25 protein-coding genes and 1 tRNA gene are annotated in these 25,580 nt (G+C 71.1%); 19 read left to right on the top strand and 7 right to left on the bottom strand.

Annotated elements, in window-relative coordinates; all coding sequences use genetic code 11:
• The first annotated feature begins 207 nt into the window (after positions 1-207).
• From FRAAL_RS29830 to FRAAL_RS29820, 3 genes are all read left to right on the top strand, one after another.
• Entirely contained in the window at positions 208-1,110 is a 903-nt protein-coding gene (locus tag FRAAL_RS29830) for a maleylpyruvate isomerase family mycothiol-dependent enzyme (RefSeq protein WP_041939993.1), read from the top strand.
• Positions 1,111-1,307: 197 nt separating this feature from the next.
• Entirely contained in the window at positions 1,308-2,369 is a 1,062-nt protein-coding gene (locus tag FRAAL_RS29825; protein WP_011607865.1) for a ParA family protein, read from the top strand.
• 409 nt (positions 2,370-2,778) lie between these two features.
• Positions 2,779-2,851 (top strand) — tRNA-Ala (locus FRAAL_RS29820).
• Between the two features lie 432 nt (positions 2,852-3,283).
• Here FRAAL_RS29820 and acpP read toward each other — a convergent pair.
• Entirely contained in the window at positions 3,284-4,063 is a 780-nt protein-coding gene (gene acpP / locus FRAAL_RS36455) for an acyl carrier protein (protein WP_505474310.1), read from the bottom strand.
• A gap of 51 nt (positions 4,064-4,114) precedes the next feature.
• Here acpP and FRAAL_RS29810 point away from each other — a divergent pair, with 51 nt between their 5' ends.
• Positions 4,115-4,534, top strand: coding sequence for a hypothetical protein (locus FRAAL_RS29810; protein WP_157892259.1), 420 nt, complete (start codon positions 4,115-4,117; stop codon positions 4,532-4,534).
• Between the two features lie 181 nt (positions 4,535-4,715).
• On the opposite strand, the gene FRAAL_RS29805 is transcribed toward FRAAL_RS29810, so the two are convergent.
• Complete coding sequence (locus FRAAL_RS29805; protein WP_011607861.1) at positions 4,716-5,975, bottom strand: Dyp-type peroxidase; 1,260 nt, start codon at positions 5,973-5,975, stop codon at positions 4,716-4,718.
• Positions 5,976-6,976: 1,001 nt separating this feature from the next.
• On the opposite strand from FRAAL_RS29805, the gene FRAAL_RS29795 reads away from it, so the two are divergent.
• Together FRAAL_RS29795 and FRAAL_RS29790 are read left to right on the top strand one after the other, a co-directional pair.
• Positions 6,977-7,351: a MerR family transcriptional regulator gene (locus FRAAL_RS29795; RefSeq protein ID WP_041939989.1), complete on the top strand. Its 375-nt coding sequence runs from the start codon at positions 6,977-6,979 to the stop codon at positions 7,349-7,351.
• A gap of 99 nt (positions 7,352-7,450) precedes the next feature.
• Positions 7,451-7,858 (top strand): TOBE domain-containing protein, encoded by a 408-nt coding sequence (locus FRAAL_RS29790; RefSeq protein WP_041939988.1) that lies wholly within the window; start codon positions 7,451-7,453, stop codon positions 7,856-7,858.
• A 45-nt stretch (positions 7,859-7,903) separates the two neighbouring features.
• Here the strand turns inward: FRAAL_RS29790 and FRAAL_RS29785 are convergent, their stop codons facing one another.
• From FRAAL_RS29785 to FRAAL_RS29765, 5 genes are all read right to left on the bottom strand, one after another.
• On the bottom strand, positions 7,904-8,680 hold the full coding sequence (locus FRAAL_RS29785) for a sulfite exporter TauE/SafE family protein (protein ID WP_011607856.1): 777 nt from the start codon (positions 8,678-8,680) through the stop codon (positions 7,904-7,906).
• 63 nt (positions 8,681-8,743) lie between these two features.
• Positions 8,744-9,331, bottom strand: a complete 588-nt coding sequence (locus FRAAL_RS29780) for a class I SAM-dependent methyltransferase (RefSeq protein WP_011607855.1) — start codon at positions 9,329-9,331, stop codon at positions 8,744-8,746.
• Between the two features lie 63 nt (positions 9,332-9,394).
• On the bottom strand, positions 9,395-9,946 hold the full coding sequence (locus tag FRAAL_RS29775; protein WP_157892258.1) for a TetR/AcrR family transcriptional regulator: 552 nt from the start codon (positions 9,944-9,946) through the stop codon (positions 9,395-9,397).
• 59 nt (positions 9,947-10,005) lie between these two features.
• Positions 10,006-10,857, bottom strand: a complete 852-nt coding sequence (locus FRAAL_RS29770) for an alpha/beta fold hydrolase (protein WP_231861430.1) — start codon at positions 10,855-10,857, stop codon at positions 10,006-10,008.
• A gap of 292 nt (positions 10,858-11,149) precedes the next feature.
• Complete coding sequence (locus FRAAL_RS29765; protein ID WP_041939986.1) at positions 11,150-11,587, bottom strand: hypothetical protein; 438 nt, start codon at positions 11,585-11,587, stop codon at positions 11,150-11,152.
• A 765-nt stretch (positions 11,588-12,352) separates the two neighbouring features.
• Between FRAAL_RS29765 and nifV the strand changes: the two genes are divergently transcribed.
• The 13 genes from nifV to FRAAL_RS29700 all read left to right on the top strand — a co-directional run bounded on the left by nifV (position 12,353) and on the right by FRAAL_RS29700 (position 25,545).
• Positions 12,353-13,570 carry a homocitrate synthase gene (nifV, locus tag FRAAL_RS29760; protein ID WP_011607848.1) on the top strand — a complete coding sequence of 406 codons (1,218 nt, stop codon included), beginning with the start codon at positions 12,353-12,355 and terminating at the stop codon, positions 13,568-13,570.
• Between the two features lie 176 nt (positions 13,571-13,746).
• Positions 13,747-14,610, top strand: coding sequence for a nitrogenase iron protein (nifH, locus tag FRAAL_RS29755; protein ID WP_009741523.1), 864 nt, complete (start codon positions 13,747-13,749; stop codon positions 14,608-14,610).
• Between the two features lie 49 nt (positions 14,611-14,659).
• Positions 14,660-16,120 (top strand): nitrogenase molybdenum-iron protein alpha chain, encoded by a 1,461-nt coding sequence (nifD, locus tag FRAAL_RS29750; protein WP_011607846.1) that lies wholly within the window; start codon positions 14,660-14,662, stop codon positions 16,118-16,120.
• A gap of 199 nt (positions 16,121-16,319) precedes the next feature.
• Positions 16,320-17,882 carry a nitrogenase molybdenum-iron protein subunit beta gene (nifK, locus tag FRAAL_RS29745; protein WP_011607845.1) on the top strand — a complete coding sequence of 521 codons (1,563 nt, stop codon included), beginning with the start codon at positions 16,320-16,322 and terminating at the stop codon, positions 17,880-17,882.
• Between the two features lie 211 nt (positions 17,883-18,093).
• Positions 18,094-19,464: a nitrogenase iron-molybdenum cofactor biosynthesis protein NifE gene (gene nifE, locus FRAAL_RS29740; protein ID WP_011607844.1), complete on the top strand. Its 1,371-nt coding sequence runs from the start codon at positions 18,094-18,096 to the stop codon at positions 19,462-19,464.
• Positions 19,464-21,260, top strand: a complete 1,797-nt coding sequence (locus tag FRAAL_RS29735; RefSeq protein ID WP_011607843.1) for a nitrogenase component 1 — start codon at positions 19,464-19,466, stop codon at positions 21,258-21,260. The genes nifE and FRAAL_RS29735 overlap by 1 nt, the downstream gene beginning before the upstream one ends.
• A complete protein-coding gene (nifX, locus tag FRAAL_RS29730) occupies positions 21,254-21,685 on the top strand; it encodes a nitrogen fixation protein NifX (RefSeq protein ID WP_041939985.1) in 432 nt (143 codons plus the stop codon). The genes FRAAL_RS29735 and nifX overlap by 7 nt, the downstream gene beginning before the upstream one ends.
• Positions 21,682-22,125, top strand: a complete 444-nt coding sequence (locus tag FRAAL_RS29725) for a NifX-associated nitrogen fixation protein (RefSeq protein ID WP_011607841.1) — start codon at positions 21,682-21,684, stop codon at positions 22,123-22,125. The genes nifX and FRAAL_RS29725 overlap by 4 nt, the downstream gene beginning before the upstream one ends.
• Complete coding sequence (locus FRAAL_RS29720; RefSeq protein ID WP_011607840.1) at positions 22,115-22,348, top strand: CCE_0567 family metalloprotein; 234 nt, start codon at positions 22,115-22,117, stop codon at positions 22,346-22,348. Before FRAAL_RS29725 ends, FRAAL_RS29720 begins: the two co-directional genes overlap by 11 nt.
• Positions 22,345-22,740 (top strand): nitrogenase-stabilizing/protective protein NifW, encoded by a 396-nt coding sequence (nifW, locus tag FRAAL_RS29715; RefSeq protein WP_011607839.1) that lies wholly within the window; start codon positions 22,345-22,347, stop codon positions 22,738-22,740. The genes FRAAL_RS29720 and nifW overlap by 4 nt, the downstream gene beginning before the upstream one ends.
• Positions 22,737-23,387, top strand: a complete 651-nt coding sequence (locus tag FRAAL_RS29710; RefSeq protein WP_011607838.1) for a nitrogen fixation protein NifZ — start codon at positions 22,737-22,739, stop codon at positions 23,385-23,387. Before nifW ends, FRAAL_RS29710 begins: the two co-directional genes overlap by 4 nt.
• Complete coding sequence (gene nifB / locus FRAAL_RS29705; protein ID WP_041939984.1) at positions 23,384-24,928, top strand: nitrogenase cofactor biosynthesis protein NifB; 1,545 nt, start codon at positions 23,384-23,386, stop codon at positions 24,926-24,928. Before FRAAL_RS29710 ends, nifB begins: the two co-directional genes overlap by 4 nt.
• Positions 24,925-25,545, top strand: a complete 621-nt coding sequence (locus FRAAL_RS29700) for an iron-sulfur cluster assembly accessory protein (RefSeq protein ID WP_041939983.1) — start codon at positions 24,925-24,927, stop codon at positions 25,543-25,545. Before nifB ends, FRAAL_RS29700 begins: the two co-directional genes overlap by 4 nt.
• The last annotated feature ends 35 nt before the right edge of the window (positions 25,546-25,580 follow it).

The raw sequence follows: 25,580 nt of genomic DNA, 5'->3' as shown, positions 1-25,580 counted from the left end.
GCTGACCTGACGGCGCTGTCCAGTCGGGTTCGACCCTCCCAGCAGCCTTGCGGGACAGCAAGGGATTGGTCGGTAAAGAGTCTGTGTCGCGACTGATTCGATCGTGATCTTGGTCTAGAACCGGGCTTTCCCGTGATGTTCGGAGCATCGTCACGGGAATGGCGTTTCGCCTGGCGTACCGCCGCCCGCAGGGGGCACGGTGGGAGCATGGCTGCCCCGTCCTCTTCCCGACCAGCTGGCGTCGGCGTTCCCCCAGCCGATGACGCCGCGGCCGCCGACCCTGAGTTCGGTCCGGTTCTCGGCGGCGTGGGCCCCGACCCGGGCCCGGCGCAGGAGTCCGGCATCGAGCCGTCGGCGTCCTCCGGGGCGTGGTCCGCCGGCCCCGACTACCGGCCGTCCGTGGTGCCGCACGATCGCCTCGCCGGCTGCGCCGCGGCCCACCGCCGGCTGCTGGACCTGGTGGAACGGGTGGACGACGAGGTGCTGCGCCGCCCGTCCGGGCTGCCCGGATGGACGGTGGCCCACCTGCTCACCCACCTGGCCCGTAACGCCGAGGGGCACAGCGGGATGGTCGAGGCGGCGGCCGGGGGCGACGTCCGCGACCAGTACCCGGGCGGCCAGGAGCAGCGCGACGGCGACATCGCCGCCGGCCGCGACCTGCCGGCCACCACCGTGCGGGCCGAGGTCGCCGCCGCCGTCGCGCGGCTGGAGCGGGCCTGGGACGCCGTCCACGTCGACGTCTGGCGCACCGGCTTCGGCCGGGTCAGCACGTACGGCGTGACGACCCTCGCCGATCTGGTCTTCCTGCGGTGGCGGGAGACCGAGATCCACCTCGTCGATCTCGCCCTCACCGACCTCGGTGGTCCCAGCTGGGCGGACCTGAGCCCCGCCTACGTCGAGGTCGAATGGGCCTGGGCCGTGCGGGGCCTGCCGGCGCGGCTGCCGCCGGAGGTCACCGTCCTGCTCGCGCCGGGCGACCGGCCGTCGACCGCGGTCGGGCGGGGGGACACGCTGGTCGTCGTCGACGCCCCGACCACCGCCGCGCTGGCCTGGCTGACCGGGCGCGAGCCGGGCCGCCCCGAGTGGCCCGCGCTCGGTCCCTGGTGGTGACGGGCGGGGGCCCGTCGTCGAGAACGGGCGGGAGCCCACTGCCGAGAGGCGACCGCCCGCGGTAGGCGTCTCCCGCTCACGCCCGCGAATCGGGCAGGCGAGAGAATGTCTGGCGTGTCGGACAACAGGGACAACCGGGGTGAGGTCACACAGGGCGGGCGGCGGAACCACGGGCGGCGGCGCGATCGGATCCGCGCATGATCACGATGGCGCTGTTCAACAACAAGGGTGGCGTCGGTAAGACCACCCTGGCCTACCACCTGGCGCACATGCTCCAGCGGATGGGCCACCGCGTGCTCGCCGTCGACCTCGACCCGCAGGCGAACCTGACCGCGCAGTTCCTCGACGAGGACGAGCTGACCCGGCTCTGGGCGGAACCGGAGGACACGGCGTCGTCGGCCCCGAAGCCCGTCGAGTTCGACGCCCGCCCCGCGCGGGTCTTCCCCGGCACGGGCACGATGGCCACCGCCATCGCGCCGATCATGGAGGGCGTCGGGGACGTCGAGCTGCCCGACCCGGTGATGATCGAGGACGGCCTCTGGCTGCTGCCCGGAGACGTCGAGCTGAGCGTCTTCGAGGACCGGCTGTCCGCCGCCTGGCCGAACAGCTTTCTCGGCAAGGACATCGCCGCGCTGCGGACGACGACGGCGCTGCACCGGGTCATCGACAACGGTGCCCGCACCGTCGGCGCCGAGATCGTGCTCATCGACGTCGGCCCGAACCTCGGTGCCATCAACCGGGCGTCGCTGCTGTCCGCCGACACGGTGCTCATGCCGCTGGCCGCCGACCTGTTCTCGCTGCGCGGCCTGCGCAACCTCGGCCCGACGCTGCGGGAGTGGCGCTCCACCTGGCAGGGCACCGTGCTGCCGAAAGTGCCCGAGCGGATTCCCGCGCCCCGCGGCCTGATGATGCCGATCGGCTACATCGTCATGCAGCCGCCCGCCCGCGCCGACCGCCCCGCCAAGGCCCACGACCGCTGGCTCGACCGCATCCCCGAGGTCTTCGCGACCTCGGTGCTCACCAGCGGCAACCCCGGCCCGCACGACCGTTCCTTCGAGATCGCGACCCTGCGCCACTACGCCAACCTGATCCCGCTGGCCCACGACGCCCGCAAGCCCATGTTCGAGCTGCGCGCCGGCGACGGCGCCCTCGGCGGCACCCAGACCGCCGTCCGCCGCTGCTACTCCGACTTCCGCGACCTCGCCGTCAAGGTCCGCGAACGCCTCGCCTTCATCGACCCCACCCTGCGCCGCTCCTGACCCACCGGCCGGGCCGACGTCCTCAGGGTGCCTGCCGGATGGCGCCGGCGCCCTCCGATGGTCAGCGAGGAGTTATCCACAGGCTCCAACGCTGACCTCCAGTGGTGAGCGTGGAAGTTGTCCACAGGGCAGACGTCACAGCCCCTCGGAGGGCAGCGCGAAAGTTATCCACAGCCCCAAGCCATGACCGCCGATGGGCAGCGTCGAAGTTATCCACAGGGGCGGAAGTGAGCCACCCTGCTCCTGGGCAGGCACCGAATCGGCCGGCCGGCACCCCGGGCGGCAGGCGCCGACGCGCGGGACTCCCGCCTCGGTGAAGGTCCGAGATGGGCTCGATGCCGTAGGCTAGGGGGCGCTTCACCGAGCGGCGCCTGCCTCCGGGCAACGCGGCCCGGCGGAGGCATGTCCAGGGGGCGTAGCTCAATTGGCAGAGCACTGCCTTTGCAAGGCAGGGGTTCGGGGTTCAAGTCCCCGCGTCTCCACGCGCTGATTCCTCGTGGTTGCTGCCCTTCGGGCAGCTTCCCGGTGGCCTTGATGTATGCCCGGGGGGACGACCCCCCGGACCCCGGTGTGGCGGGGCAGCCTGTGCACGTCAGAGTTCGGGGCGGGCGTGTGGGTGGCCAAATCTGGGGTGTCACCCCGGCCGACATCGACGGGCTAGACATCCACCCGTCGATGCGCCTGCGGATCGGGTCACTACCTGGAGCACCGGCCGACGCCCTACCTCGGCTGACCAGCGCCAGCCGGGAGGCGGTTCGATCGACCGAAGCCTGTGAGCGTCGCCGCCTTACCAGGCCTTTCGATCAGTTTCACAGGTAGCAGCGTAGGAGCCACCGTCACCCTGCCGTCGACGTGATGGAGAAGGCGAGTAAGCGCACGGCGCGCGGATCGCGTGGACAGCCCGACCGCGTGCCCTACCGCCAGCGCGCGTTGATCCAGTCGATGGCATCCTGCACGGTGTTGATCCCCGCGGCGTCCTCGTCGGAGATACCGATGGAGAACTCCTCTTCCAGGGCCACGCCCAGCTCGACAAGGTCCAGGGAGTCCGCTCCCAGGTCCTCGACGAACGACGCGTTGTTCGTGACCTCCGCCGGCTTGACGTTCAGCTGCTCCACGACCACGTTCTTTACGCGCTCCTCGACGGTGGACACTCCGCGGCCTCCTGCTCCGACGTGCATGGGAACGGACACGATCCGCATATTCTCCGATCGATCCACGCAGCGAGCGCCGTCGCCCACCCCCGGCGAGTGATGCTCGTCACGTGGACTCTGTCCCGTCCGGCGCCATGCCGGCCCGGCCGGGGTAGCAGGGCCTGTAGCAACGGGCGTGTCGTCGGCGGACGACCATGTAGGCCGACGTACATCGCGACCTGTGGACAAGCCGGCGCAGCAAGGAGCGGATCTCGCCTTCCGAGCACCACGCCGACATGGAGCGGCGGGATACCGACCTCGCGGTTCGCGTCGCGGCGGGGTCGGTCGGCGACGACATCGGATTGCACCCCGTGGAGTAGTACTCGCCGAGAGCGGCCCTTCGCGACCAGGGACTGTTCGCTGCGGTCGGCTGCCGACCTGCTCGGCCGGAGTGCGGTAAATGAGCACGGTGTCGACGGCCCCGCAGGACTCGGTGAACGTCAGTCCGGTCGGCATTCGAGCCACCGCCCGGGGAAGATCCGCGGAGTCCGAGCCCGGCTGCACGATCACCGCCTCTTCCGTGTTTCACGCATCATGTGGATGGAGGTGAGGTCCGTGACCCGAACCCTTCGCTTCGGCGGGCCGGGCAGGGCGCAGCCAGCGGGTGCCGCGACCTGCGTGATTGCCTGTCTCGCCGCGTCCGCGAGCGTGTTATGGCCGGTCGGAACGCTCGTGCTGGCGTCTTCCGGTGCTGGCCTGGCGTTTGTGTGGTTCGGTGGACCACTCCTGATCTTCACTGGTCCGGCGGCCCTGTGTTCGGTGGCAGCGGTGGTCCTTCTTCGCCGTGACGGCGTCGCGAGCGCAACGCTGCTCGCCGTCGGTACCCCGTTCTTCATACTCGTGACGATGGTGGTCGTAGCGGTGGCGGGTCAGTGGTCGGTGCCGAACAGCGCCGGGTGTACCGCGGTGGCGTTTCCCCTGATCGGACCATTTTTCTGGGAGCGTCACCGAGAGCGAAACGCCGGAACGGGGTGACGTCCGCTCTCGAAACCGAATTTCCGGTTCGGCTGGAACGTTCACCGAACGTCCACCTGGTACCCCGATACACCGGTGACCTACGCCCGTCAGGCCACGACCAGGAACCGGATCAGGGCGACCCCCTGCCCGTCCGCCATACCGCGCTCATCGGGTCTGCTGGTTACCGGAACGGGGCCGTTCAGCCGTTCTCGATCAGTGCCTGGGCGAAGTAGCCGCCCGGAGAGGGCAGGGGCGGGATCGCGAACAGGGCGCTGGAGGTGGTGCGGATGAAGGCGTTCAGGGCGTCGGATGCGGACATCCTCTGCTGGATCGGGACGTAGGACGTCCGCGGATCGGCCTGGTAGGACGCGAAGAACAGGCCCGCGTCCCGGGCGCCGGACGAGTCCGGCCCGTCGTCGTAGGAGTAGCCGCGCCGGAAGATGACGGCACCGCCGTTCGCGGGCGGGCTCGTCACCCGGACGTGGGCGTTGGCCGCGATGGCGAACTGGCCGTCGGGACGGCGGACGTTGATGTCCGGCAGGGTGAACGCCGTGGCGCCGGGGCCGGCCGACAGCGGCACGCCGTCGGACTGCCGCCGGCCGATCACCGCGGTCTGGTCGCTCTCGTCGAGTCGTCCCCAGGCGTCGAACAGCATCCGGATGCGCCGGAGAACCAGGTAGCTGCCGCCGCGCATCCATGCGGGCTCCCCCGACGCCCAGACGGCACGGTCGAACTGGGGGGTGCCCGGTTGGAGGTTGGCCAGCCCGTCGAGCTGGCCCATCAGGTTGCGGTGTGCACCCGGGGGGTCCGTCGAGCCGGGGTTGGTGGGCTGGAACCCCCGCTGTACCCAGCGGGTGGCCGCGAACGGCGCGGCGAGGGTGCCCATCCGGGCGGCGGCCGACAGGGCCGCCGTCGGATCGGTGGAGCACACCTGCACGCCGAGGTCCCCGCCGCTGCGGGCCGGGTCGAGCTGGTCACCGGGCATCGCGGGGATGTCGGCGAGTTCCCCGGGGATCCGGTCGCCGAGGCCGGCGCGGCGCAGCGCCGACGCGCCGAGCCCGACGGTGACGGTCAGCCCCACCCCGCCGCCCGCCGCCGGCGCGGTCGTCAACCCCGCCACGCCGGATGTCCAGGCGCGCAGCACCGCCTCGAGCGACGAGCGCGCCGCGCTCGGATCGGCGGCGGTCAGGTCGTAGGCGGTGAACACCAGCCAGTCCGGGGGAGTCTCGGTGATCCCGGGCTGGTGACCGGCGTCGTCGGCGGCCAGGGCGGTGCCGACCCCGAGGCCGGGCAGTCCGCTCGGGGCGAGAGCACCGCCGACGAGGCCGGTGCCGCCGAGCAGTCCCGCGCCGCCGAACAGCCGGGCAATGCTGGCCAGCCGGGCGGCGCCGAGCAGCCCGGCGCTGCCGAGCACGCCGCGCCGGTGCGGACCCCGTGACTCGGAGGTCTGTCCAGTCATCCGCTCGGGGCGCCGATCCGGCGGCCGCTGGCTGCTGGCCGGAGCCCGGCCGTCCACCTGTACGTCAGCGGGGGGGCGGACTGCGTCGTCGTGGCCTTGCGCCACCTCCATCGGATGCATGAGCATCATGTGACCAGTAACAGAGAGCGATGACACGTATCCGGAGGGTCCACCACGCTCGTGTCGCCGGACATCCGACCCAAGGACGGACCTCCTGGACGCACCACGCCCAGGTCGAGAACGGGCATCCGTGCTGATGGGCACCCGTCACCTCGCGCATCGTGAAACGCGCGATCCTTCGCCCAACCGCCGGCACACCGGGGGTGGGTACGGAAGGTGAGGAGATCCGGCCCCGCTCTCGACGTGACCGAGGAGTATCCGGAGGGTTCCACCTCCCTGGTTCCGGCCCGGCCGGAACCACGTCGACGCGATGGTCTGCACGACCGTACTGGCCGCCCCGCCCACCCCGCCCCGCCCGGCTGCCGCGCTCACGTCGGATCCCGACGATCTCGTGGCCCTGTGCGACGGACGCGTGGCCGTCGGCGGGATCTGCCGGCCGACGATGGTCTGTCGCTGCGGAGCCGGAAAATCTGCATCCGCGGCAGTAGACATCGGGCGCTGTCCTGGGTAGAGTCTTTCTCGTAGCCAAGAGAGTCCATGGTCGCGCCAGACAGGAACTGGCGCGAGCGGGACGGCAGCCAAGGACGGCTGTCGAGCACGATCACGCAAGATCGGTAGCACTCGGTCAGGTGACGAACGAGGAGAGAGGAGCAGACGCCATCAGGATCGCCGGAGCGGCGCTCCAGCCCGCTCGGCTACCGCAGGCCCCAGATTGGAAGGTGGTCCCCGGTCACGCATATGCGGTCCCCGCGTCCCCGCCCGTCCTGGGCGGCCACGCGGATACAGAGAGCCGGCGCTAGTCGTCGGTAGATGGTGTTGAACCCTCGGGACCCTGGTGCCATGCGGCACCGGGGTCCCTCGATGTGTGCTCGAGAGGCGCGATGACCCCTGGAACCACCCGCAGACCGGCCGACAGCCTTGACGACGACGACTATCCCGCCTTCACCATGGGCCGCGCGGCCGAGATGCTCGACACCACCCCCGCGTTCCTGCGGGCCCTCGGCGAAGCCGGCCTGATCACTCCCCTGCGTTCGGACGGCGGCCACCGCCGCTACTCCCGCCACCAACTCCGCCTCGCCGGGCGCGCCCGCGAACTCGTCGACGAGGGCACCGCGATCGACGCCGCCTGCCGCATCGTCCTGCTCGAAGACCAGCTCGCCGAGGCCCACCGGCTCAACGAGCAGCTACGCCAGCAGGCCACCGGGCCGCCGCCCATCGAACCGTCGGCATCATCGGCGGCGGCTGGCGGTGAGTAGGGCGAACTCCGAGCCGCCCGGCGGGGCGAGGGACGGCGGCCCCGACCCGAGGCGCGGCTGTGAAGACCGCCTGGTCGGGTGAGGTCTGTAATCTGGGTCATGCCGAGTTTCCCGATCAGAGACGCCGCCGCGCTTCTCGGCGTCAGCGATGACACGGTGCGTCGTTGGGCGGACAGCGGCCGGCTGGCGGTGATCACGGATGACGCTGGACGTCGCGCGGTCGAAGGTGCTGTTCTGGCCGGGTTCATGGAGGATCTGGCCGTCAAGCAGGGATTTGCGCGCTCTCCGGTGGTCGCCCGGTCGGCCCGGAATCGTTTTCCTGGCCTGGTCACGCGGGTGGTGTGGGGTCCGGTGATGGTGCAGGTCGAGGTCCAGGCCGGGCCGCACCGGGTGGTGTCGCTGATGAGCCGGGAGGCTGCCGACGAGCTCGGGTTGGAACCGGGCGTGGTGGTGGTCGGCGTGGTGAAGTCGACCAATGTGGTCATCGAGCTTCCGGAAGGCCGCTGATCAGGACCGTCTGACGGGGCCCTGGAGCGGAGGGCTCGGCGCCGGTCAGAGGGCCTGGGTGAGGTAGACGGCGGCCAGCGCGATGGCGAGGGCTCCGAGCAGCAGTCGTAGGCCGGTGTTGGGGATGTGGTGTTGGAGTCGGGCGCCGAGGTAGGCGCCGCCGAGGCCGCCGAGGCCGCTGGCGAGTCCGACGGCCCAGTGGGGGGCGATGTTGCCGGTGGTGGTCAGGGCGAGGATGGCGTAGGCGGCGGCGCCGACGATCGAGGTGGCGAGGGTGGAGGCGAGGGCGGCGGGGGCGACGGTGGGGACGGGCATGCCGCGTCCGACGAGGATCGGGCTGAGGATCGAGCCGCCGCCGATGCCGTAGACGCCGCCGATGAGGCCGACGAGCAGGGCCAGCGCGGTGATGGTGCGGGGCCGCGGCGGCGGGGTGGGGTGGGGTTGGCGTGAAAGGCGGAGGGTGCGGGCGCAGAGCCAGATGCCCAGAGGCAGCAGGAACAGACCGAGCAGCAGGCGGAACAGCCGGGCGCCGGGGACCAGGTGGACGCGGATGATCGCGCCGGCGATGACGCCGGGCAGGGTGCCGGCGACGAGAAGGCGGGTCAGGGGCCCTGCGAGCTGGTTCTGCCGGCGGTAGCGAGCCAGGGCGCCGGGGGTGGCGATGACGTTGAACAGCAGGTTCGTCGGGGTGACCGCCGGGTTCGGGGTGTGCAGGACGTCGAGCTGCACGGGCAGCAGGAACACCGCTCCCGACACGCCGACGGGAGTGGTGACCGTCGCGATGAGCAGACCGGCGGCGAACCCGAGCAGGACCGTCGTCATCTGACCGATCCTGGCCGACCTGGGCGGTGCGTGGTACGTGGTGTGGCAGTGTGGCAGCCGGTCTCAGCGGGCGGCGCGATCGGCGGTGACGACCACCAGGTCGCGGTGCTGCCAGGTGATCGCGGTGTCGAAACCGGCCTCGCGAAGCCAGTCGAGCTGGTCGGGCAACGGGCTCGGTGTGTCGTGGACGCCGTCGACGGGAGTGACGGCGTCCTCGGGGTCGTCTGGCTCGACCACGTCCGCGAGCACGAAGCGGCCACGCGGCGGCAGGATCGCGGCGACCCGGCGGAACAGGTCGGCCTTGCCGGGCCCGTCGAGATGGTGAACGGCCAGTGCCGAGATCACCAGGTCGAACGGGCCGGCGGGAAGCGGCTCCTCGAGCCGGCCGACGCGCAGGTCCGCGGGTGGCAGGCGGGTGCGGGCGGCGTCGAGCATCGCCGGGCTCTCGTCCAGCGCGACGAGGGCGGCATCCGGATGGACGCGCAGCACGCGCCCGCTGGTCTCGCCCGTGCCCACCCCCAGATCGAGCAGACGCGTCACCCGCCGGCCCGCCGTCGCCGCCGCCACCTCGTCCTGGAGCCGCTCGTAGTGCGGCACCTCGGCGACCACCATGGCCCGATAGGTCCCGGGGTCGAAGTGATACTGCGACATCCTTCCCTTCTACGCCGTCGGGCGAGACGAGGCAGCCGGATTCCCCATCCCGTGGCGGGAGGCTCAGCCCGCGGCGGGAGGCTGAAGGACGCGCAGGGCGGTGCGGAGGATCTCGGCACGATCCGCGGGGTCGAGGGTGCCGGCGTTGAGGGCGAGCGCGGCCATGGTGGCGTGCTTGGTCGCGGCGAAGGCGGCGTGGGCGCGCAGGACGGCGCCCCGGTCGGCGTCGGGGCCGGCCAGCGCGGCGATCACCTGCTCGGTCATCCGCTCGATGGTGCGGGGCAGCCGCTTGTCGACGACGGCCAGCACGCTCGGGTCCCGGTCGATGAGCGCGGCCAGCTCGCGGGAGTCCGCGGCCAGGTCGATGAACGCGCCGAGCAGCTCCGCCGGCGCGGGCGGCCCGGTGTCGAGGTAACCGATGATCCGGTGGTAGGCCGCCAGCGGTTCGGCGAGCAGGCCGTCGAGGATCGCCGCCTTGGACGGGAAGTGGTAGTACAGCGCGGCCGTCGTGGTGCCGAGCTCGCGGGCGATGTCGGCGTTGGTCGTGCCGGTGTAGCCATGACGAACGAACAGCTCGCGGGCGATCGCGAGGATCCGTTCCCTGGTCTGGCTCACGGCCCCCACGCTACTTGCTTATTGATCAGTAAGCGGGTGGAACGAGGGGAAGCCGCTGATCAGCGAGGCCCGATCGGGCCGAGGGCCGCCTCGGCGTAGGAGAGCAGTCGGGCGGTGACGGCGGACGGGTTGGCGAGCGCGACGAGGTGACCACCCGGGATCTCGTCGGCGGAGAGGCCCAGGCGTTCGCGGGCTACCCGGCGCTGGAACTGCGCCGGGAAGAAGCGGTCGTCCCGACCGACGAGGACCCGGGTCGGCACCGGCGGCCAGGCGTCGATCAACAGCCGCGACCCGAAGACCGCCTCCGACTGGGTGGGCTCGCCCGCCGACGCCTGCGCGGCCAGCGGGGCCGGCAGGTCGTGGAAGAAGTACGTCGTGGCGTCGAAGTCCGCGTCCGGCGGCCGGCCGGCGCGGAGGTCCGACGCGCGCCGGGCCGCCGGCTGGCCGGTCGCCTCCCACCATGCGCCCGGCGTCTCGCCCGGCAGCGGGATCATGCCGTTGACCAGGACGACCAACGACACCGGCAGCCGCTCGCACACCAGCGGCGCGACGAAGGCGCCCAGGGAGGCCGCGACCACCACCACCTCGCCGCCGCCGGACGCGGCGTGGCCGGCCCCGTCGGCGCCCGGCCGGACCGCGGCCCCGGTCGCCCCGGTTACCCCGGTTGCCGGCGTTGCCCCGGTTGTCGGGGTTGCCGTGGTCACCGCGGCGACCGTCGCGTCGGCGTACTCGGGCAGGCCGGCGCGTTCGTCCGCGGCGGGGAGGTCGACGGCGACGACGGTCCCGCCGGCCTCCGCCAACCTGCGCGCCACGAGGTGCCAGTACCAGGAGGCGCCCCCCGCACCGGGGATGAGCACCCAGGTCACGCGCGCCGCGGCCATGGCGTCTGCTCGGCCGGTGCCCGTCGTCATGGTCTCGTCCCTCCAGGTGTCCGACAAGGAGTCCAAGGAGGGATCTACACCTGTGACCGAGCGGATCGCAAACCACTGCCCGGGCCGGTCGGCCGGGGCAGTGGTCAACGATCGGACGGTGACCCAGGCTTTCTCTCGCAGCGGCGTCCCAGGTCGCCACTGCGAGAGAAAGCCCGTGGTAGCCGCCGTCCCCGGACCCGCGCCGGCGGCGGCGATCTGCGGGCCGAGTCGACGGGCAGGCGGTGCCTCGGCGATCGGCGAGAATCGCTGAGGGGAGCCGCCTACCGATCGTTCACGGCAGTGGACGCATGCAGTCCCGGCATCGGTCGTTCAGGATCGACAGGAGCTCGACCGCCTTCAGTGAGGCGTCTCGCACCTTGGCGATGTCCTGCGACGAGTTCAGCCGGATCAGGGCGGTCTCGGCTCCGTCCGAGGCGCCCTCACGGACGGCTTCGACGATCTCGGCCGCGGGGGTGCCGTACTGGAAGAGCAGGATCTCCTTGTCCTGGTATGCCGGCAGCTCCATGGGTAGGTGACCGAGACCGATACCCGCGAGGTTGCGGCTGAGGATCTGCCGCACGTTCGTCCCGAGCCGGCCGTAGCCACCGATCTCCCGCAGCATGCCCATGGTGGTCCTGAAGACTCCGTTGTTCCCCACCACGGCCGACCGCAGGTCCTCCCAGCTCCCGGGGGTGTCGGTCGGCACACCGATCATCTGCGCCTCCGACATCTCTACCATCCCGGCTGGCAACCGAAGTACCCCGCGTATACGTGTACCGACACGCCCAGCTCCTTCCGCTTCCCCGAGGGAAAGCACTGCGTGCTGCCGGGCCGGCCTCGCCCGGCTTCGCCCGGCGTCTTTTTGTTATCCGTAAGATATCCGACCCGTCCGACGAGGTCCAACCCGGGAAGAAGTTCAAGGGTTTCGATAACGTTAACCCTCGCTGCACAGGCCGATGGTGACGCCGTCGGGACGTGCCGATTAGTGCGTACTCCGCACCACCGCCGCGGCCTCTCGACGGCCCCTCGGCAACCCCTCGACGATCCCCGCGGACCTCTTTCCGTGACATTTGCGCTACGGAAAGGACTCGCCTGGCCGGCCCCGTCGGATAACCTGGCGTATGCACGGTCGGACGCCTCCGCCGGTGCTCCTATTCGTTCGGCGCGGGCGCCGCCCTCGGTGAGGTGCGTGACCACGAGGGCCCCCGGCCGCCCTGGGCGGCCCACCCCCGCCGGGTGAGCTGGGCCACCTACGGCCCGCACGAAGTCCCCCAAAGAAAAATCCAAGGATAAGTTTTTCCTGGCAGATATCCTTCGAGATATCCCGACGGAAAAGCTTGCACTCATCCGCTCGGAATACCTGTTAACCCGGAAGTTACCGGCGCTTGCAGCCTCGAAATAATCGCCTCCTAGTCTGATTCATGTCGCCGCCGAACAAACGCAGAACCACAGTTCGCGGCGCAGCCCATGGTCTTCAGTCCCGGAGCAACGGCTGGTGATGACAGTGCGAGACCCCCGTTTTCCCAGCTCATCTACCACGGCGATACAGCCGGACGCGGCGATCAAATTCTGCGACACCACGCTCCGCGACGGCGAGCAGGCGCCTGGCGTCGCATTCACCGCGGCCGAGAAACTCGCCATCGCCGCTGCCCTGGACGCCATCGGAGTACACCAGATCGAGGCCGGAATCCCGGCGATGGGTGTCACCGAGCGGGACGTGCTGCGGGAGATCCTCGCAACCGATCCGCACGCGGAGATCGTGGGCTGGTGCCGGGCCGACCACCGCGACGTCGAGGCCGCGGCCAGCTGCGGCCTCGTGACCGCGCACCTGACCATCCCGGTCTCCGACTTGCACCTGAAGAGCAAGTTGGGGCGGGACCGGGCCTGGGCGCGGCTGCGGGTCCGCGACTGTGTTGCGGACGCGACGGACCGCGGGATGCGGGTGAGCGTCGGTTTCGAGGACGCCTCCCGCGCCGACGACGCGTTCGTCACGGACCTGGCGGGCGAACTGCGGGAACTGGGCGTCACCAGGCTGCGCTGGGCCGACACCGTCGGCCTGCTCGACCCGGTGAGCGCGCACGATCGGCTGGGGCGACTGGTCAGGGCGGTCCCGGGGCCGTGGGAGATCCACGCCCACGACGACTTCGGCCTGGCGACGGCCAACACCATCGCCGCCGTCCAGGCGGGGTTCACCTGGGTCAGCACCACCGTGCTGGGCCTGGGTGAACGCGCCGGGAACGCCCCGATCGAAGAGGTCGCGATGGCGCTTCGGCACCTGCTGAAGCTGCCCGTCGACCTGGACACGACGTCGTTTCGCAGCCTTGCCCGACTGGTGTCGCGGGCCGCACGCCGGCCCCTGCCGGCGGGTAAGGCGGTGGTCGGCGAGTCGGTGTTCGCGCACGAGTCGGGCATCCACGTGCACGGCATCCTGCGCCACCCGGCGACGTACGAGCCGTTCGACCCCGCCGAGGTCGGCGGGCGGCGGCGGCTGGCGATCGGCAAGCACAGCGGGCGGGCCTCGGTCCGCTACGCCCTCGAGCAGTACGGACTGACCGCCGAGGACGACGAGATCGAACCCCTGCTGGAGCGGGTCCGCGCCGCCGCCACCCAGCACAAGCGCGGCCTTCACGGCCGTGACTTCCAGGAGCTTCTCGGGCGGGTAGAGATGCCGACCCCCCGAGTGGAGGCCCCCCGGCGCGAAGAGCAGGTCTGACCGACCTGCCCCGCGCCAGGGGTCGTACGACCAGCACCACGGTAGTGCCGACGTCCCGGTCAACCGACCGGCGGCACGTCCGGCAGCCCGCGGGCCGAGCGGCCCGGCCAGCCCGACCGGCATGGCCGAGCCCCGGTGACCGCGCGCCGGGCAACCGTCCCAAGGAGGAGCACCGCATGCGCCAGATCGCCTTCTACGGCAAGGGTGGTATCGGCAAGTCCACCACCCAGCAGAACACCATGGCGGCCATGGCCGAGATGGGCCAGCGCGTCATGATCGTTGGCTGCGACCCGAAGGCTGACTCGACCCGCCTGATCCTGCACTCGAAGGCGCAGACCTCCGTCATCCAGCTCGCCGCCGAGAAGGGTTCGGTCGAGGACCTGGAGCTCGACGAGGTGCTCGTCGAGGGCCAGTGGGGCATCAAGTGCGTCGAGTCCGGTGGCCCGGAGCCGGGTGTGGGCTGCGCCGGCCGTGGCGTCATCACCTCCATCACCTACCTGGAGGAGGCCGGCGCGTACGAGGACCTCGACTTCGTCACCTACGACGTCCTCGGTGACGTTGTGTGTGGTGGGTTCGCGATGCCGATCCGCCAGGGCAAGGCGCAGGAGATCTACATCGTCACCTCCGGCGAGATGATGGCGATGTACGCGGCGAACAACATCGCCCGAGGCATCCTGAAGTACGCGCACTCCGGCGGTGTCCGGCTCGGCGGGCTCATCTGCAACAGCCGCAAGACCGACCGCGAGGACGAGCTGATCATGGAGCTCGCCCGCCGTCTCAACACCCAGATGATCCACTTCATCCCGCGTAACAACGTCGTGCAGCACGCCGAGCTGCGCCGGATGACGGTCATCGAGTACGACCCGAAGAACAGCCAGGCCGACGAGTACCGCCAGCTGGCCAACAAGATCGTCAACAACGACATGAAGACGATCCCGACCCCGATCACGATGGACGAGCTCGAGGAGCTCCTCATCGACTTCGGGATCATGGCGCAGGAGGACGAGAGCGTGATCGGCAAGGCCGCCGCGGTCGCCTGACGATCCCACGCCCACCTGCACCGACACCGTCGAGGATGAGGTCCCGACCATGACGACGACACCGGCACCCGAGCGGGCCGAGACCGAGGCGATGATCGCCGAGGTTCTGTCTCAGTACCCCAAGAAGGCAGCCAAGTTCCGGGCCAAGCACCTCAAGGCCAACGACCCCGAGGGGTCGAAGGAGTGCGAGGTCAAGTCCAACATCAAGTCCCGGCCCGGGGTCATGACGATCCGCGGCTGCGCCTACGCCGGTTCCAAGGGCGTGGTGTGGGGCCCGGTGAAGGACATGGTCACCATCAGCCACGGCCCGGTCGGCTGCGGTCAGTACTCCTGGGCGACCCGGCGCAACTACGCCCACGGTCACCTCGGCGTCGACAACTTCACGGCCATGCAGATCACGACGGACTTCCAGGAGAAGGACATCGTCTTCGGCGGTGACCCCAAGCTGGAGCAGGTCTGCGACGAGATCGTCGAGCTGTTCCCGCTGGCCAAGGGCATCTCCGTGCAGTCCGAGTGCCCGATCGGTCTGATCGGTGACGACATCGAGGCCGTGGCCAAGAAGTCCTCCAAGAAGCTCGACATCCCGGTCATCCCCGTTCGCTGCGAGGGCTTCCGTGGCGTCAGCCAGTCGCTGGGCCACCACATCGCGAACGACGCTGTCCGCGACCACGTGCTCGGCACCGGCGGCGACTCCTTCGAGCGGACCGACTACGACGTCGCGCTGATCGGTGACTACAACATCGGCGGTGACGCCTGGGCCTCCCGGCGCATCCTCGAGGAGATGGGCCTGCGGGTCATCGCCCAGTGGTCCGGCGACGGCACGATCAACGAGATGGCCTCGACGCACCTGTCGAAGCTCAACCTGATCCACTGCTACCGCTCGATGAACTACATCTGCACGACCATGGAGGAGCGCTTCGGCACTCCGTGGACCGAGTTCAACTTCTTCGGCCCCACGAAGATCATCTCTTCCATGCGCAAGATCGCCGAGTTCTTCGACGACGAGATCAAGGCGAAGACCGAGGCGGCGATCGCCCGGTACCAGGTGCGCTTCGACGAGATCACCAAGGCGTTCCGGCCGCGGCTCGAGGGCAAGCGCGTCATGCTCGCCGTCGGTGGCCTGCGTCCCCGGCACACCATCGGCGCGTACGAGGACCTTGGCATGGAGGTCGTCGGCACCGGCTACGAGTTCGCCCACAAGGACGACTACACCCGGACCTACGGCATGCTCAAGGAAGGCACCGTCCTCTACGACGACCCGACCGCGTTCGAGCTCGAGGAGTTCGCCAAGTTCCTCAAGCCGGACCTGATGGGTGCGGGCGTCAAGGAGAAGTACGTCTTCCACAAGATGGGCATCCCCTTCCGGCAGATGCACTCCTGGGACTACTCCGGGCCCTACCACGGCGTCGACGGCTTCGCGGTCTTCGCCCGGGACATGGACATCGCCATCAACAGCCCGGCCTGGGACCTCCTCGAGGCTCCCTGGTCGAAGGCCGGCGAGGTCGCCTGATCCGCCGCCCTTCGGGCATCCGGGCGCCAGGCGCCCAGCAGTAGACGGCCACTTGTAGTAGCTGACCAGTAGTTCATCCCGGCCTGGCCGAACGCAGCCGCCAGCGATCCCGTGACCCCGAACGGTCGCTGGCGGCTGCCGCGGCAGGCCTCAAGCCCCACCTGGGGACAAGCCCCACAGGGGAGAGGAGGGACGTCCGGTGACGACGACCCCCGAGCACACCAGCGCGGTCCCGCTGCGGGTCCTTGACCACAACGACATCTTCCGCGACGAGGTCTACCAGAAGCAGTTCGAGGGCAAGCGCGAGTTCGAGAACGCCGCCCCGAAGGAAGAGGTCCAGCGGGTCCTCGACTGGACCCGCGGGTGGGAGTACCGGGAGAAGAACTTCGCCCGGGAGGCCCTGACCGTCAACCCGGCCAAGGCCTGCCAGCCGCTCGGCGCGGTGCTCGCCGCGCTCGGCTTCGAGGGCACCATGCCGCTGGTGCACGGGTCGCAGGGCTGCGTGGCGTACTTCCGCAGCCACTTCGCCCGGCACTTCAAGGAGCCGGTGCCCGCCGCCTCCACCTCGATGACCGAGGACGCCGCCGTGTTCGGCGGCATCAACAACCTCGTCGAGGCGATGGAGAACATCACCGCCCTCTACAAGCCGAAGCACATCGCGGTCAGCACCACCTGCATGGCCGAGGTCATCGGTGAGGACCTGTTCGCCTACATCGGCGCGGCGCGCGAGCAGGAGGCGATCACCCAGGACTTCCCGGTGTCGTACGCCCACACCCCGTCCTTCGTGGGCTCGCACATCACCGGCTACGACGTGATGCTCAAGGGCATCATCGAGATGCTGGCGAAGTCCCCCGACGCGGACGCGTCGAAGGTGGCGAAGTCCGACAAGGTCCGGCTCAACGTCATCCCCGGGTTCGACACCTACGTCGGCAACCACCGCGAGTACAAGCGCATCCTCGAGCTGATGGGCGTCGACCCGCTGATCCTCGGCGACCACTCCAGCGCGCTGGACTCGCCGGCGAACGGCGAGTACGAGCTCTACCCGGGCGGCACCCCGCTGAAGGAGGGGGCGCTGGCGAAGTTCAGCCGCGCGAGCCTGCTGCTGCAGGAGTCGACGCTGCGCCGCACGGCCGAGTACATCGAGAAGGACTGGAAGCAGGAGACGATCACGCTCGAGACCCCGCTCGGGGTCAAGGGCACGGACGCCTTCCTGACCGCGGTCGCCAAGGTCGCCGACGTCGAGGTCCCGGCGGAGCTGACCGCCGAGCGTGGCCGCCTGGTCGACGCGATCACCGACTCGCACGCCTACGTGCACGGCAAGCGGGTGGCCATCGCCGGCGACCCGGACCTCGTCGTCGCGCTGACCCGCTTCGTGCTCGAACTCGGCATGATCCCGGTGCACATCGTGAGCACGAACGCCGACACCTCCTTCAAGGCCCGCATGGAGAAGGTGCTCTCCGCCAGCAAGTTCGGCGACGAGGCGACGGTGTGGCCGGAGAAGGACCTCTGGCACCTGCGGTCGCTGGTCTTCACGGAGCCGGTCGACGTGCTCATCGGCAGCATGCAGCTGAAGTACATCTCCCGCGAGGCGAACGTGCCGCTGGTCCGGGTCGGGTTCCCGATCTTCGACCGGCACCACCTGCACCGGTTCCCGATCATCGGGTACACGGGCGGTCTGCACCTGCTCACCCAGCTCGTCAACACGATCCTCGACGAGATGGACCGCAACGCCCCCGACCACAGCTTCGACGCCGTTCGCTGATCGGCGCCGCGCTGTAGCCGGGCCGGCTCCCAGCCGGATCCGAACGTGGTCGGCCGGCCGCGCCCACCGCGCTCCCTGCGGCCGGTCGACCACCTCCCGCGGGTCGACCGATGGCGACATCTCCCCGCGCCGGGTCGATCGGCTCCCTCCCGGGCCGATCGACCCCCTTGTCCAGCCTCTCCCGAGGACCGCCCCCTCCCGAGGATGGCCCATGGCTGCTACTGAACGTGCTGCCCTATTCACCGAGACGGCCTGCGACACCAACAACGCCAAGAGCGCCAAGGCTCGCAAGGCGGGCTGCCCCAAGCCCCAGCCGGGTGGTACCTCCGGCGGCTGCACCTTCGACGGGGCGATGATCACCCTCGTCCCGATCGCCGACAGCGCCCACATCGTGCACGGCCCGATCGCCTGCGCCGGCAACTCCTGGGACGGCCGAGGCAGCCTGTCGTCCGGGCCGACGCTGTTCCGCCACGGCTTCACCACCGACATGACCGAGAGCGACGTGGTGCTCGGGGGCGAGCAGCGCCTGTTCGACACGATCTGTGAGGTCGTCGAGCGGTACGCGCCGCCCGCGGTCTTCGTCTACTCCACCTGCGTCACCGCGATGATCGGCGACGATCTCGGCGCGGTCTGCGCGGCCGCCGCGGAGCAGACCGGGGTGCCGGTGATCCCGGTCGACGCCCCGGGCTTCGTCGGGAACAAGAACCTCGGCAACAAGATCGCCGGCCAGACGCTGCTGGACCACGTGATCGGCACGGTCGAGCCGGGCGACGTCACCGACCTCGACGTCAACCTCATCGGCGAGTACAACATCGCCGGCGAGCTGTGGGACGTCGTGCCGCTGCTGACCCGGCTGGGGATCCGGGTCCGGTCCTGCATCAGCGGGGACGCCCGTTACCGCGACATCGCCGCGGCCCACCGGGCGAAGGCGACCATGGTCGTCTGCTCCCGGGCGCTGCTGGGCCTCGCCCGCGGCCTGGAGGAGCGCTACGGCATCCCCTGGTTCGAGGGCAGCTTTTACGGCGTCAGCGCGATGGGCGACACCCTGCGCGGCTTCGCCCGTCTGCTCGATGACGACGAGCTCTCCCGCCGCACGGAGGAACTCATCGCCGTCGAGGAGGCGGCCGTCGAGGCCGCGATCGCGCCCTACCGCGCCCGGCTGACCGGCCGTAAGGCCGTGCTCTACACCGGTGGCGTCAAGAGTTGGTCGATCGTCTCCGCGCTGCAGGACCTCGGCATCGAGGTCGTCGGCAGCGGCATCACCAAGAGCTCCGACGGCGACATCGACAAGATCCGTGAGCTGCTCGGCGACGCCAAGATGATCTCCGAGGGGAGCCCGCGGGAACTGCTGCGGGTGGCGGAGGAGACCGGCGCCGACATCCTCGTCGCCGGCGGCCGCAACCAGTACACCGCGCTCAAGGGCCGGCTGCCGTTCCTCGACATCAACCAGGAGCGGCACATCCCCTACGCGGGCTACACCGGCATGGTCGAGTTCGCCCGCCGCCTCGACATGGCGATCGCGAGCCCGGTCTGGGAACAGGTCCGCCGGCCCGCCCCCTGGGACCTGGTCGGGGCCCACTGATGGCCGAGATCATCACCGGGGAGCGCCGCGCCGCGATCGACCCGCTCAAGTTCAGCCAGCCGCTCGGTGCCGCGCTCGTCTTCCTCGGCCTCGCCGACTCGCTGCCGATCATGCACGGCTCGCAGGGCTGCGCGTCGTTCGCCAAGGCCCTGCTGACCCGGCACTTCAACGAGCCGATCCCGCTGCAGACCACGGCGATCAGCGAGGTCACCGCGGTCATGGGCAGCGGCGAGGCGATGGTGGCCACCCTCGACGCCATCCGCAAGAAGCAGCGCCCGGCGATCATCGGCCTGCTCACCACGGGCGTCACCGAGGTCTCCGGCGAGGACGTCGGCGGCCAGCTGCGCACCTACCTGGCCACCTGGGCCGACGCCGACGCCGACACCGCGCCGCTGATCATCGGGGTGTCCACCCCGGACTTCCTGGGCGGGCTGTCCGACGGCTGGGCGGCCGCGCTGGAGGCACTGATCCGGGCGGTGGTGCCCGCGCCGATGACGGCCGAGGCCGGCCCGGACGCGCCGACCGCGCTCATCGCCGCCTCCGCCCCGCCGGCCGCCACCCTCCCCGCCGCCCCGCCGGCCGCTGCCCCACCCGCCGCTGCCCCGTCGGCCGTCACCTCGTCGGCCGTCACCTCGTCGGCCGCCACCATGCTGACCGGCGCCGCCCGCGCGATCCCCGCCGCGGCGCCGGTCACCACCACCGTCCCGGCCTCGCCCCTGTCCCGGCGGGCCGGTACGACCGACGAGGACGTCGCCGACCAGCGCGCAGCCGCCGACCAGCGCGCAGCCGCCGACCAGAGCCGGGTCGCCGACCAGAGCCCGGTCGCCCCTCGGGAGCCGGGTGGCGACCGGGAGCTGGTCGCCGTCCTCGCCGGTCCCGCACTCACCGCGGCCGACCTTGACGAGGTCGCCGGGCTGGTCCGGGCGTTCGGGCTCGAACCCGTGCTGGTGCCGGACCTGTCGGCCTCGGTCGACGGCCATCTCGCCCCGGCCTGGCAGCCGACGACGACCGGCGGCGCGGGCCTCGCCGAGCTGCGCTCGCTGCGCCAGGCCGGTGCCGTGCTCGTCGCGGGCGCCACCGCCGCCCCCGCCGGCGAGCTGCTTGCCGCCCGTACCGGCGCCCGGCTGCTGCGCCACCGGCACCTGTCCGGCCTGACCGAGACGGACGCCCTGGTCGCGGAGCTGATGGCGCACACCGGCCGGACCGCCCCGGAGCAGGTCCGCCGGGCCCGCGCGCGCCTGGCCGACGGCCTGCTCGACGCGCACTTCGTCCTCGGTGGCGTCCGGGTGGCGATCGCCGGCGAGCCCGAGACCCTGCTGGCCGCCGGTTCGCTGCTGTGCGACGTCGGCGCCGAGATCGTGACCGCGGTGTCGCCGACTCCGGCGCCCGCCCTGGCCGACGCGCCGTGGGCCGAGGTCGTCATCGGCGACCTGACCGAGTTCGCCGAGCGGGCGCAGGCGGCCGGTGCCGAGCTCGTCCTCGGCTCCAGCCACGCCCGGGCAGTCGCGGAGCGGATCGGCGCCGCGTTCCTGCCGATCGGGTTCCCGATCTTCGACCGGCTTGGGACGGCGATGGCCGGCACCGCCGGCTACGCGGGCAGCCTGCGGCTGCTGATCGACGCGGCGAACCGCGTCCTCGACCACGGGCACGCGCACGCCCGGCCGGGCCGCCCGCCGCTGCCCGCCTCGCCGGGAGCCGCGGCCGGTCATCTCGCCGCCACCGAGATCCCCCAGCAGGGGCGCGCGACGGCAGAACCCGACGAACTCGACAACCTGTTCCAGGAGTCCCCGTGTTGAAGATTGCCTTCGCGACCGGTGACGGCACCGCTGTGGACCAGCACTTCGGCTGGTGCCGACGGTTCGACGTGTACGAGGTCGGCCCCGAGGGGTCACACCTGTTCGAGACCCGCCTGCTCGAGGCGGCGTCGGACGACGAGCAGGACAAGATCGAATCCAGGCTGGCCGCGGTCACGGACTGCGTGATCCTCAACATCGCCGACATCGGCGGGACCGCCGCGGCGAAGGTCGTCAAGGCCAAGATCCACCCGGTGAAGGTGGCCAAGGGCACCAGCGTGGAGGACCTGCTCACCCGCTACGTCGCGACCCTGGCGGGGACCCCGCCGCCCTGGCTGCGCAAGGTCCTCAAGGCCCGCGACCCGCAGCCGGCCGCGCAGAGCTGGACCCGCAGCGTCGCCGCGGTGCTGAAGGGAGACGCGGCATGAGCGAGGCGAAGGACTTCCTGCGCGATCTGCTCGACCAGGTCCGGGCCGGCGACTCCTACGGCCAGCTCGACCGGTTCACCGACTCCCAGCTGCTCGCCCCGTTCGTGGTGACCAAGGAGCAGCGCCGCACGATCGCGACCAACTGCGACCTCGACATCGCCACCGCTGCCCGGCTGCGGTCGTTCTACCAGGCCGTCGCCGCCGCCACCGAGAAGGCGACCGGCGCGTTCACCACGACGATCCTCGACCTCAACAGCGAGGGCTTCGGCCGGGTGATCATCTTTGCGGGCCGGCTCGTCGTGCTCGACAACGCGCTGCGCGACGTGCAGCGGTTCGGCTTCAACTCGTTCGAGGAGCTCGCCGCCCGCGGCGAGGCCCTGGTCAGCGGCGCGAGCAAGCTGATCGAGCGCTGGAGCGAGGTCGCCCGCGATGACTCCTGAGACGCCGGCCCCGGACACCGCGGGCCTCGACGCCGCCGCCGCCCAGCAGCGGCTGCGCAAGCTCCAGAGCAAGGCCACCCAGCTCAAGCTCGATCTGCACGACCTCGCCGAGGACCTCCCGATCGGCTGGGAGGGAATTCTCGACGTCGCCCGCCGCACCTACGACGCCTACGCCGAGATCGCCCTGTTGGAGGGCCTGGCCGAGAAGGAGACGTCGCGATGAGCGCGACCACCGACGCCGGCCAACTGGCCGCGTTCCACCGCTGCTCCACCGCCGAGGAGTACTTCACCCTGCTGGAGGTCGACTACGACCCGCGGGTCGTGGCCGTCAACCGGCTGCACATCCTCAAGCACTTCGCCGGCGAGCTGGCCAAGCTGCCCGAGGCCGGGGCCGACGCGGCGAACCCGCGCCACCTCCTGCACGACTACCGCGACGCGCTCGTCCGCTCCTACGAGGCGTTCACCAACGCCACCGCGCTGGATCACCGCCTGTTCAAGGTGTTGAAGGACCGCGCGCCGAAGTCGGCCTTCGTGCCGGCGTCCGAGATCACCGTGGAGCGGCTGGGTTCCACCCAGCCGTCGGAAACGTCCGAGCAGACGGAGGAGGCCCGATGACCACCAACACCTACGACGTCGGCGACGTCGTCACGGCCGCCAAGGCGCTGCGCAACGACGGCACCTACCCGGACCCGGCGATCTCCATCGGCGAGATCCTGGTCGAGGCCGGCACCCGCGGTCAGGTCATCAACGTGGGCCTGTACCTGCAGGAGCACATCGTCTACGCGATCGCGTTCGAGAACGGTCGCATCGTCGGCGCGCTGGAGCGCGAGCTCGAGGCCGCCGAGGACGACCCGGCCGCGCAGCCCGCGGACGCCGAGCCCGTGGCCACGCCCGCCGCCACGGCGAGCGTCCCGGCGAGTGCCGCCGCGGCGGAGGGCTCTGCTCCGGCCGCCGTCCTGGTGGCCGAGAAGGTGCCGGCCGAGCCCGCGGCGCACGGTGCCGGCGGGCACGGGGGAAAGACCTGCAAGCACGGGTCCGCGAACTGCAAGTCCGCCGCGGCGGACGCCGAGCCCGCGGTGCCGGCCACGCCCGCCGAGCCCACGCCGACGGCCACGTCCGCCGCCCCGGCCAAGCCCGCCGCCCCGGCCAAGCCCGCCGCCCCGGCCAAGCCCGCCACCACGGCCAAGCCCGCGCCGCCGGCCACGCCCGCGGGCAAGACCGTCGGCGCCGGCACGCCCGGCGCGAAGGACGGCCGACGGTGACGGGGGAGCTGGCCGGGCTGCCGGTGGTCGCTGCCGTCCCCGCCGGCGGGCTCCCCCGGCGCGCTGCGCAGGCGCCCGCCCCGGCCGGCGGCTGCAAGACGACGACGAGCTGCGGCACCAGCGCCCCGGTGCAGGACCCGGAGATCGCCGAGAAGATCGCCAACCATCCGTGCTACAGCGCCGAGGCGCACCAGTACTACGCCCGCATGCACGTCGCGGTCGCGCCGGGCTGCAACATCCAGTGCAACTTCTGCAACCGGAAGTTCGACTGTGCCAACGAGAGCCGGCCGGGCGTCACGAGCACCCTGCTGACTCCCGAGGACGCGCTCGCCAAGGTCAAGCTGGTCGCCAGCGAGATCAAGCAGATGAGCGTGCTGGGGATCGCCGGCCCCGGTGACCCGCTGGCGAACCCGAAGCCGACCTTCCGCACGATGGAGCTGGTGGCCCGGGACTGCCCGGACATCAAGCTGTGCCTGTCGACCAACGGCCTGCGCCTGCCGGAGTTCGTCGACCGGATCGTCGACCTCAACGTCGACCACGTGACGATCACGATCAACATGATCGACCCCGAGGTCGGCGAGCGGATCTACCCGTGGGTCGCCTGGCGGGGCAAGCGGTACACCGGCCGGGAGGCGTCGAAGATCCTCTCCGAGCAGCAGCTCGCCGGGCTCGCGGCGCTGACCGAGCGGAAGATCCTCTGCAAGGTCAACTCGGTGATGATCCCCGGGATCAACGACGAGCACCTCGTCGAGGTCTCCCGGACCGTCAAGGGACTCGGCGCCTTCCTGCACAACGTGATGCCGCTGGTCTCGGCGCCCGAGCACGGCACCGTCTTCGGCCTGACCGGCCAGCGCGGACCGACCCCGCAGGAGCTCAAGGCCCTGCAGGACCGGTGCGAGCAGGACGACGGCGCCGAGATGAACATGATGCGCCACTGCCGGCAGTGCCGCGCCGACGCGGTCGGCCTGCTCGGTGAGGACCGCGGCGACGAGTTCCTGCCCGAGACGTTCCAGGGCCGCGAGATCGCCTACGACCTCGCCGGCCGCCAGCAGGCGCACGAGGAGATCGAGCGCTGGCGCACCGAGGTCGCCGCGACCCGGCAGACCCTCAACATCGCCACCGGCGCGCGCATCCCCGATGTGCCGGCGGCCGAGCCCGTGCGGCCCGACGAGGTCGTCCTCGTCGCGGTCGCCACCAAGGGCAGCGGCGTCGTCAACCAGCACTTCGGCCACGCCGGCGAGTTCTGGATCTACGAGGCCGGCCCCGGCTGGGCCCGTCTGGTGCAGACCCGCGACGTCGACCGCTACTGCAACGGCCCGTCGGACTGCGACGAGGACGCCTCGAAGCTCGACCGCACGATCGAGATGCTCTCCGACTGCGCCGCCGTGCTGTGCAGCAAGATCGGCCTCGGGCCGCGCGAGGCGCTCGAGGAGGCCGGCATCGAGCCGGTCGAGATCTACGACCTGATCGACAAGGCGGTGGCCGAAGTCGGCGCCCGCCTCGTCACGGACCGCGCCCCTGCGGAGGTAGGCACCCCATGACCGCGACCGCCACCGTCATCGAACTGACCGACAAGGCCGTGGCGCAGGTGCGCCACCTGCTCGGCTCGACCCCGGGCACCGAGGGCTTCGCCCTGCGCATCGGCGTCGACCCGGGCGGCTGCTCCGGCTACACCTACAAGCTGGCGCTCGTGCCCGGCGCCGAGGCCGGCGACGTCGTGCTGCCGCAGGACGGCTTCGACGTCGTCGTGCACACGACGAGCGTCGATCTGCTGCGCGGGATGCGCGTCGACTACACCGAGACGCTGACCTCCTCCGGCTTCACCTTCGCCAACCCGAACGCGAAGAGCTCCTGCGGCTGCGGGTCGTCGTTCGGCTCGTCGGACGATCCCGAGCGCACCGCGGCCGACGCGAAGCTGCGCGAGCAGGTCGAGGAGATCATGGAGGAGATCCGCCCGATGCTGCGCGGGGACGGTGGGGACGCGGAGGTCGTCGCCGTTCTCGCCGGGGGCGGGCAGCCCGGTTCCGCCGAGGTGCACCTGCGCCTGACCGGCGCCTGCGGCGGCTGCTCCAGCGCGAACGCGACGCTGACCGGCGTGATCGAGGCCCGGCTCAGGCAGGAGCTGCCGGAGATCGGCCGGGTCGCGCTGGTCGCCTGAGGCGCCCCGCCCGACCGCTCCGCCTTTCCCACCGT

Origin of the sequence: Frankia alni ACN14a (genome assembly GCF_000058485.1) — a bacterium.
Classification (GTDB): domain Bacteria; phylum Actinomycetota; class Actinomycetes; order Frankiales; family Frankiaceae; genus Frankia; species Frankia alni.
This window is presented reverse-complemented; position numbering and strand designations above follow the sequence as displayed.

What these genes read in the sequence shown, in the direction of transcription:
- FRAAL_RS29710 (WP_011607838.1), top strand. Translation starts at nt 22,737, where the DNA reads ATGACCACCAACACCTACGACGTCGGCGACGTCGTCACGGCCGCCAAG.
- FRAAL_RS29770 (WP_231861430.1), bottom strand. Translation starts at nt 10,857, where the DNA reads ATGACGACGGGCACCGGCCGAGCAGACGCCATGGCCGCGGCGCGCGTG.
- FRAAL_RS29830 (WP_041939993.1), top strand. Translation starts at nt 208, where the DNA reads ATGGCTGCCCCGTCCTCTTCCCGACCAGCTGGCGTCGGCGTTCCCCCA.
- FRAAL_RS29805 (WP_011607861.1), bottom strand. Translation starts at nt 5,975, where the DNA reads ATGACTGGACAGACCTCCGAGTCACGGGGTCCGCACCGGCGCGGCGTG.
- FRAAL_RS29795 (WP_041939989.1), top strand. Translation starts at nt 6,977, where the DNA reads ATGACCCCTGGAACCACCCGCAGACCGGCCGACAGCCTTGACGACGAC.
- FRAAL_RS29785 (WP_011607856.1), bottom strand. Translation starts at nt 8,680, where the DNA reads ATGACGACGGTCCTGCTCGGGTTCGCCGCCGGTCTGCTCATCGCGACG.
- FRAAL_RS29720 (WP_011607840.1), top strand. Translation starts at nt 22,115, where the DNA reads ATGACTCCTGAGACGCCGGCCCCGGACACCGCGGGCCTCGACGCCGCC.
- nifW (WP_011607839.1), top strand. Translation starts at nt 22,345, where the DNA reads ATGAGCGCGACCACCGACGCCGGCCAACTGGCCGCGTTCCACCGCTGC.
- FRAAL_RS29780 (WP_011607855.1), bottom strand. Translation starts at nt 9,331, where the DNA reads ATGTCGCAGTATCACTTCGACCCCGGGACCTATCGGGCCATGGTGGTC.
- nifH (WP_009741523.1), top strand. Translation starts at nt 13,747, where the DNA reads ATGCGCCAGATCGCCTTCTACGGCAAGGGTGGTATCGGCAAGTCCACC.
- FRAAL_RS29790 (WP_041939988.1), top strand. Translation starts at nt 7,451, where the DNA reads ATGCCGAGTTTCCCGATCAGAGACGCCGCCGCGCTTCTCGGCGTCAGC.
- FRAAL_RS29825 (WP_011607865.1), top strand. Translation starts at nt 1,308, where the DNA reads ATGATCACGATGGCGCTGTTCAACAACAAGGGTGGCGTCGGTAAGACC.
- FRAAL_RS29735 (WP_011607843.1), top strand. Translation starts at nt 19,464, where the DNA reads ATGGCCGAGATCATCACCGGGGAGCGCCGCGCCGCGATCGACCCGCTC.
- nifE (WP_011607844.1), top strand. Translation starts at nt 18,094, where the DNA reads ATGGCTGCTACTGAACGTGCTGCCCTATTCACCGAGACGGCCTGCGAC.
- FRAAL_RS29725 (WP_011607841.1), top strand. Translation starts at nt 21,682, where the DNA reads ATGAGCGAGGCGAAGGACTTCCTGCGCGATCTGCTCGACCAGGTCCGG.
- nifD (WP_011607846.1), top strand. Translation starts at nt 14,660, where the DNA reads ATGACGACGACACCGGCACCCGAGCGGGCCGAGACCGAGGCGATGATC.
- FRAAL_RS29765 (WP_041939986.1), bottom strand. Translation starts at nt 11,587, where the DNA reads ATGTCGGAGGCGCAGATGATCGGTGTGCCGACCGACACCCCCGGGAGC.
- FRAAL_RS29700 (WP_041939983.1), top strand. Translation starts at nt 24,925, where the DNA reads ATGACCGCGACCGCCACCGTCATCGAACTGACCGACAAGGCCGTGGCG.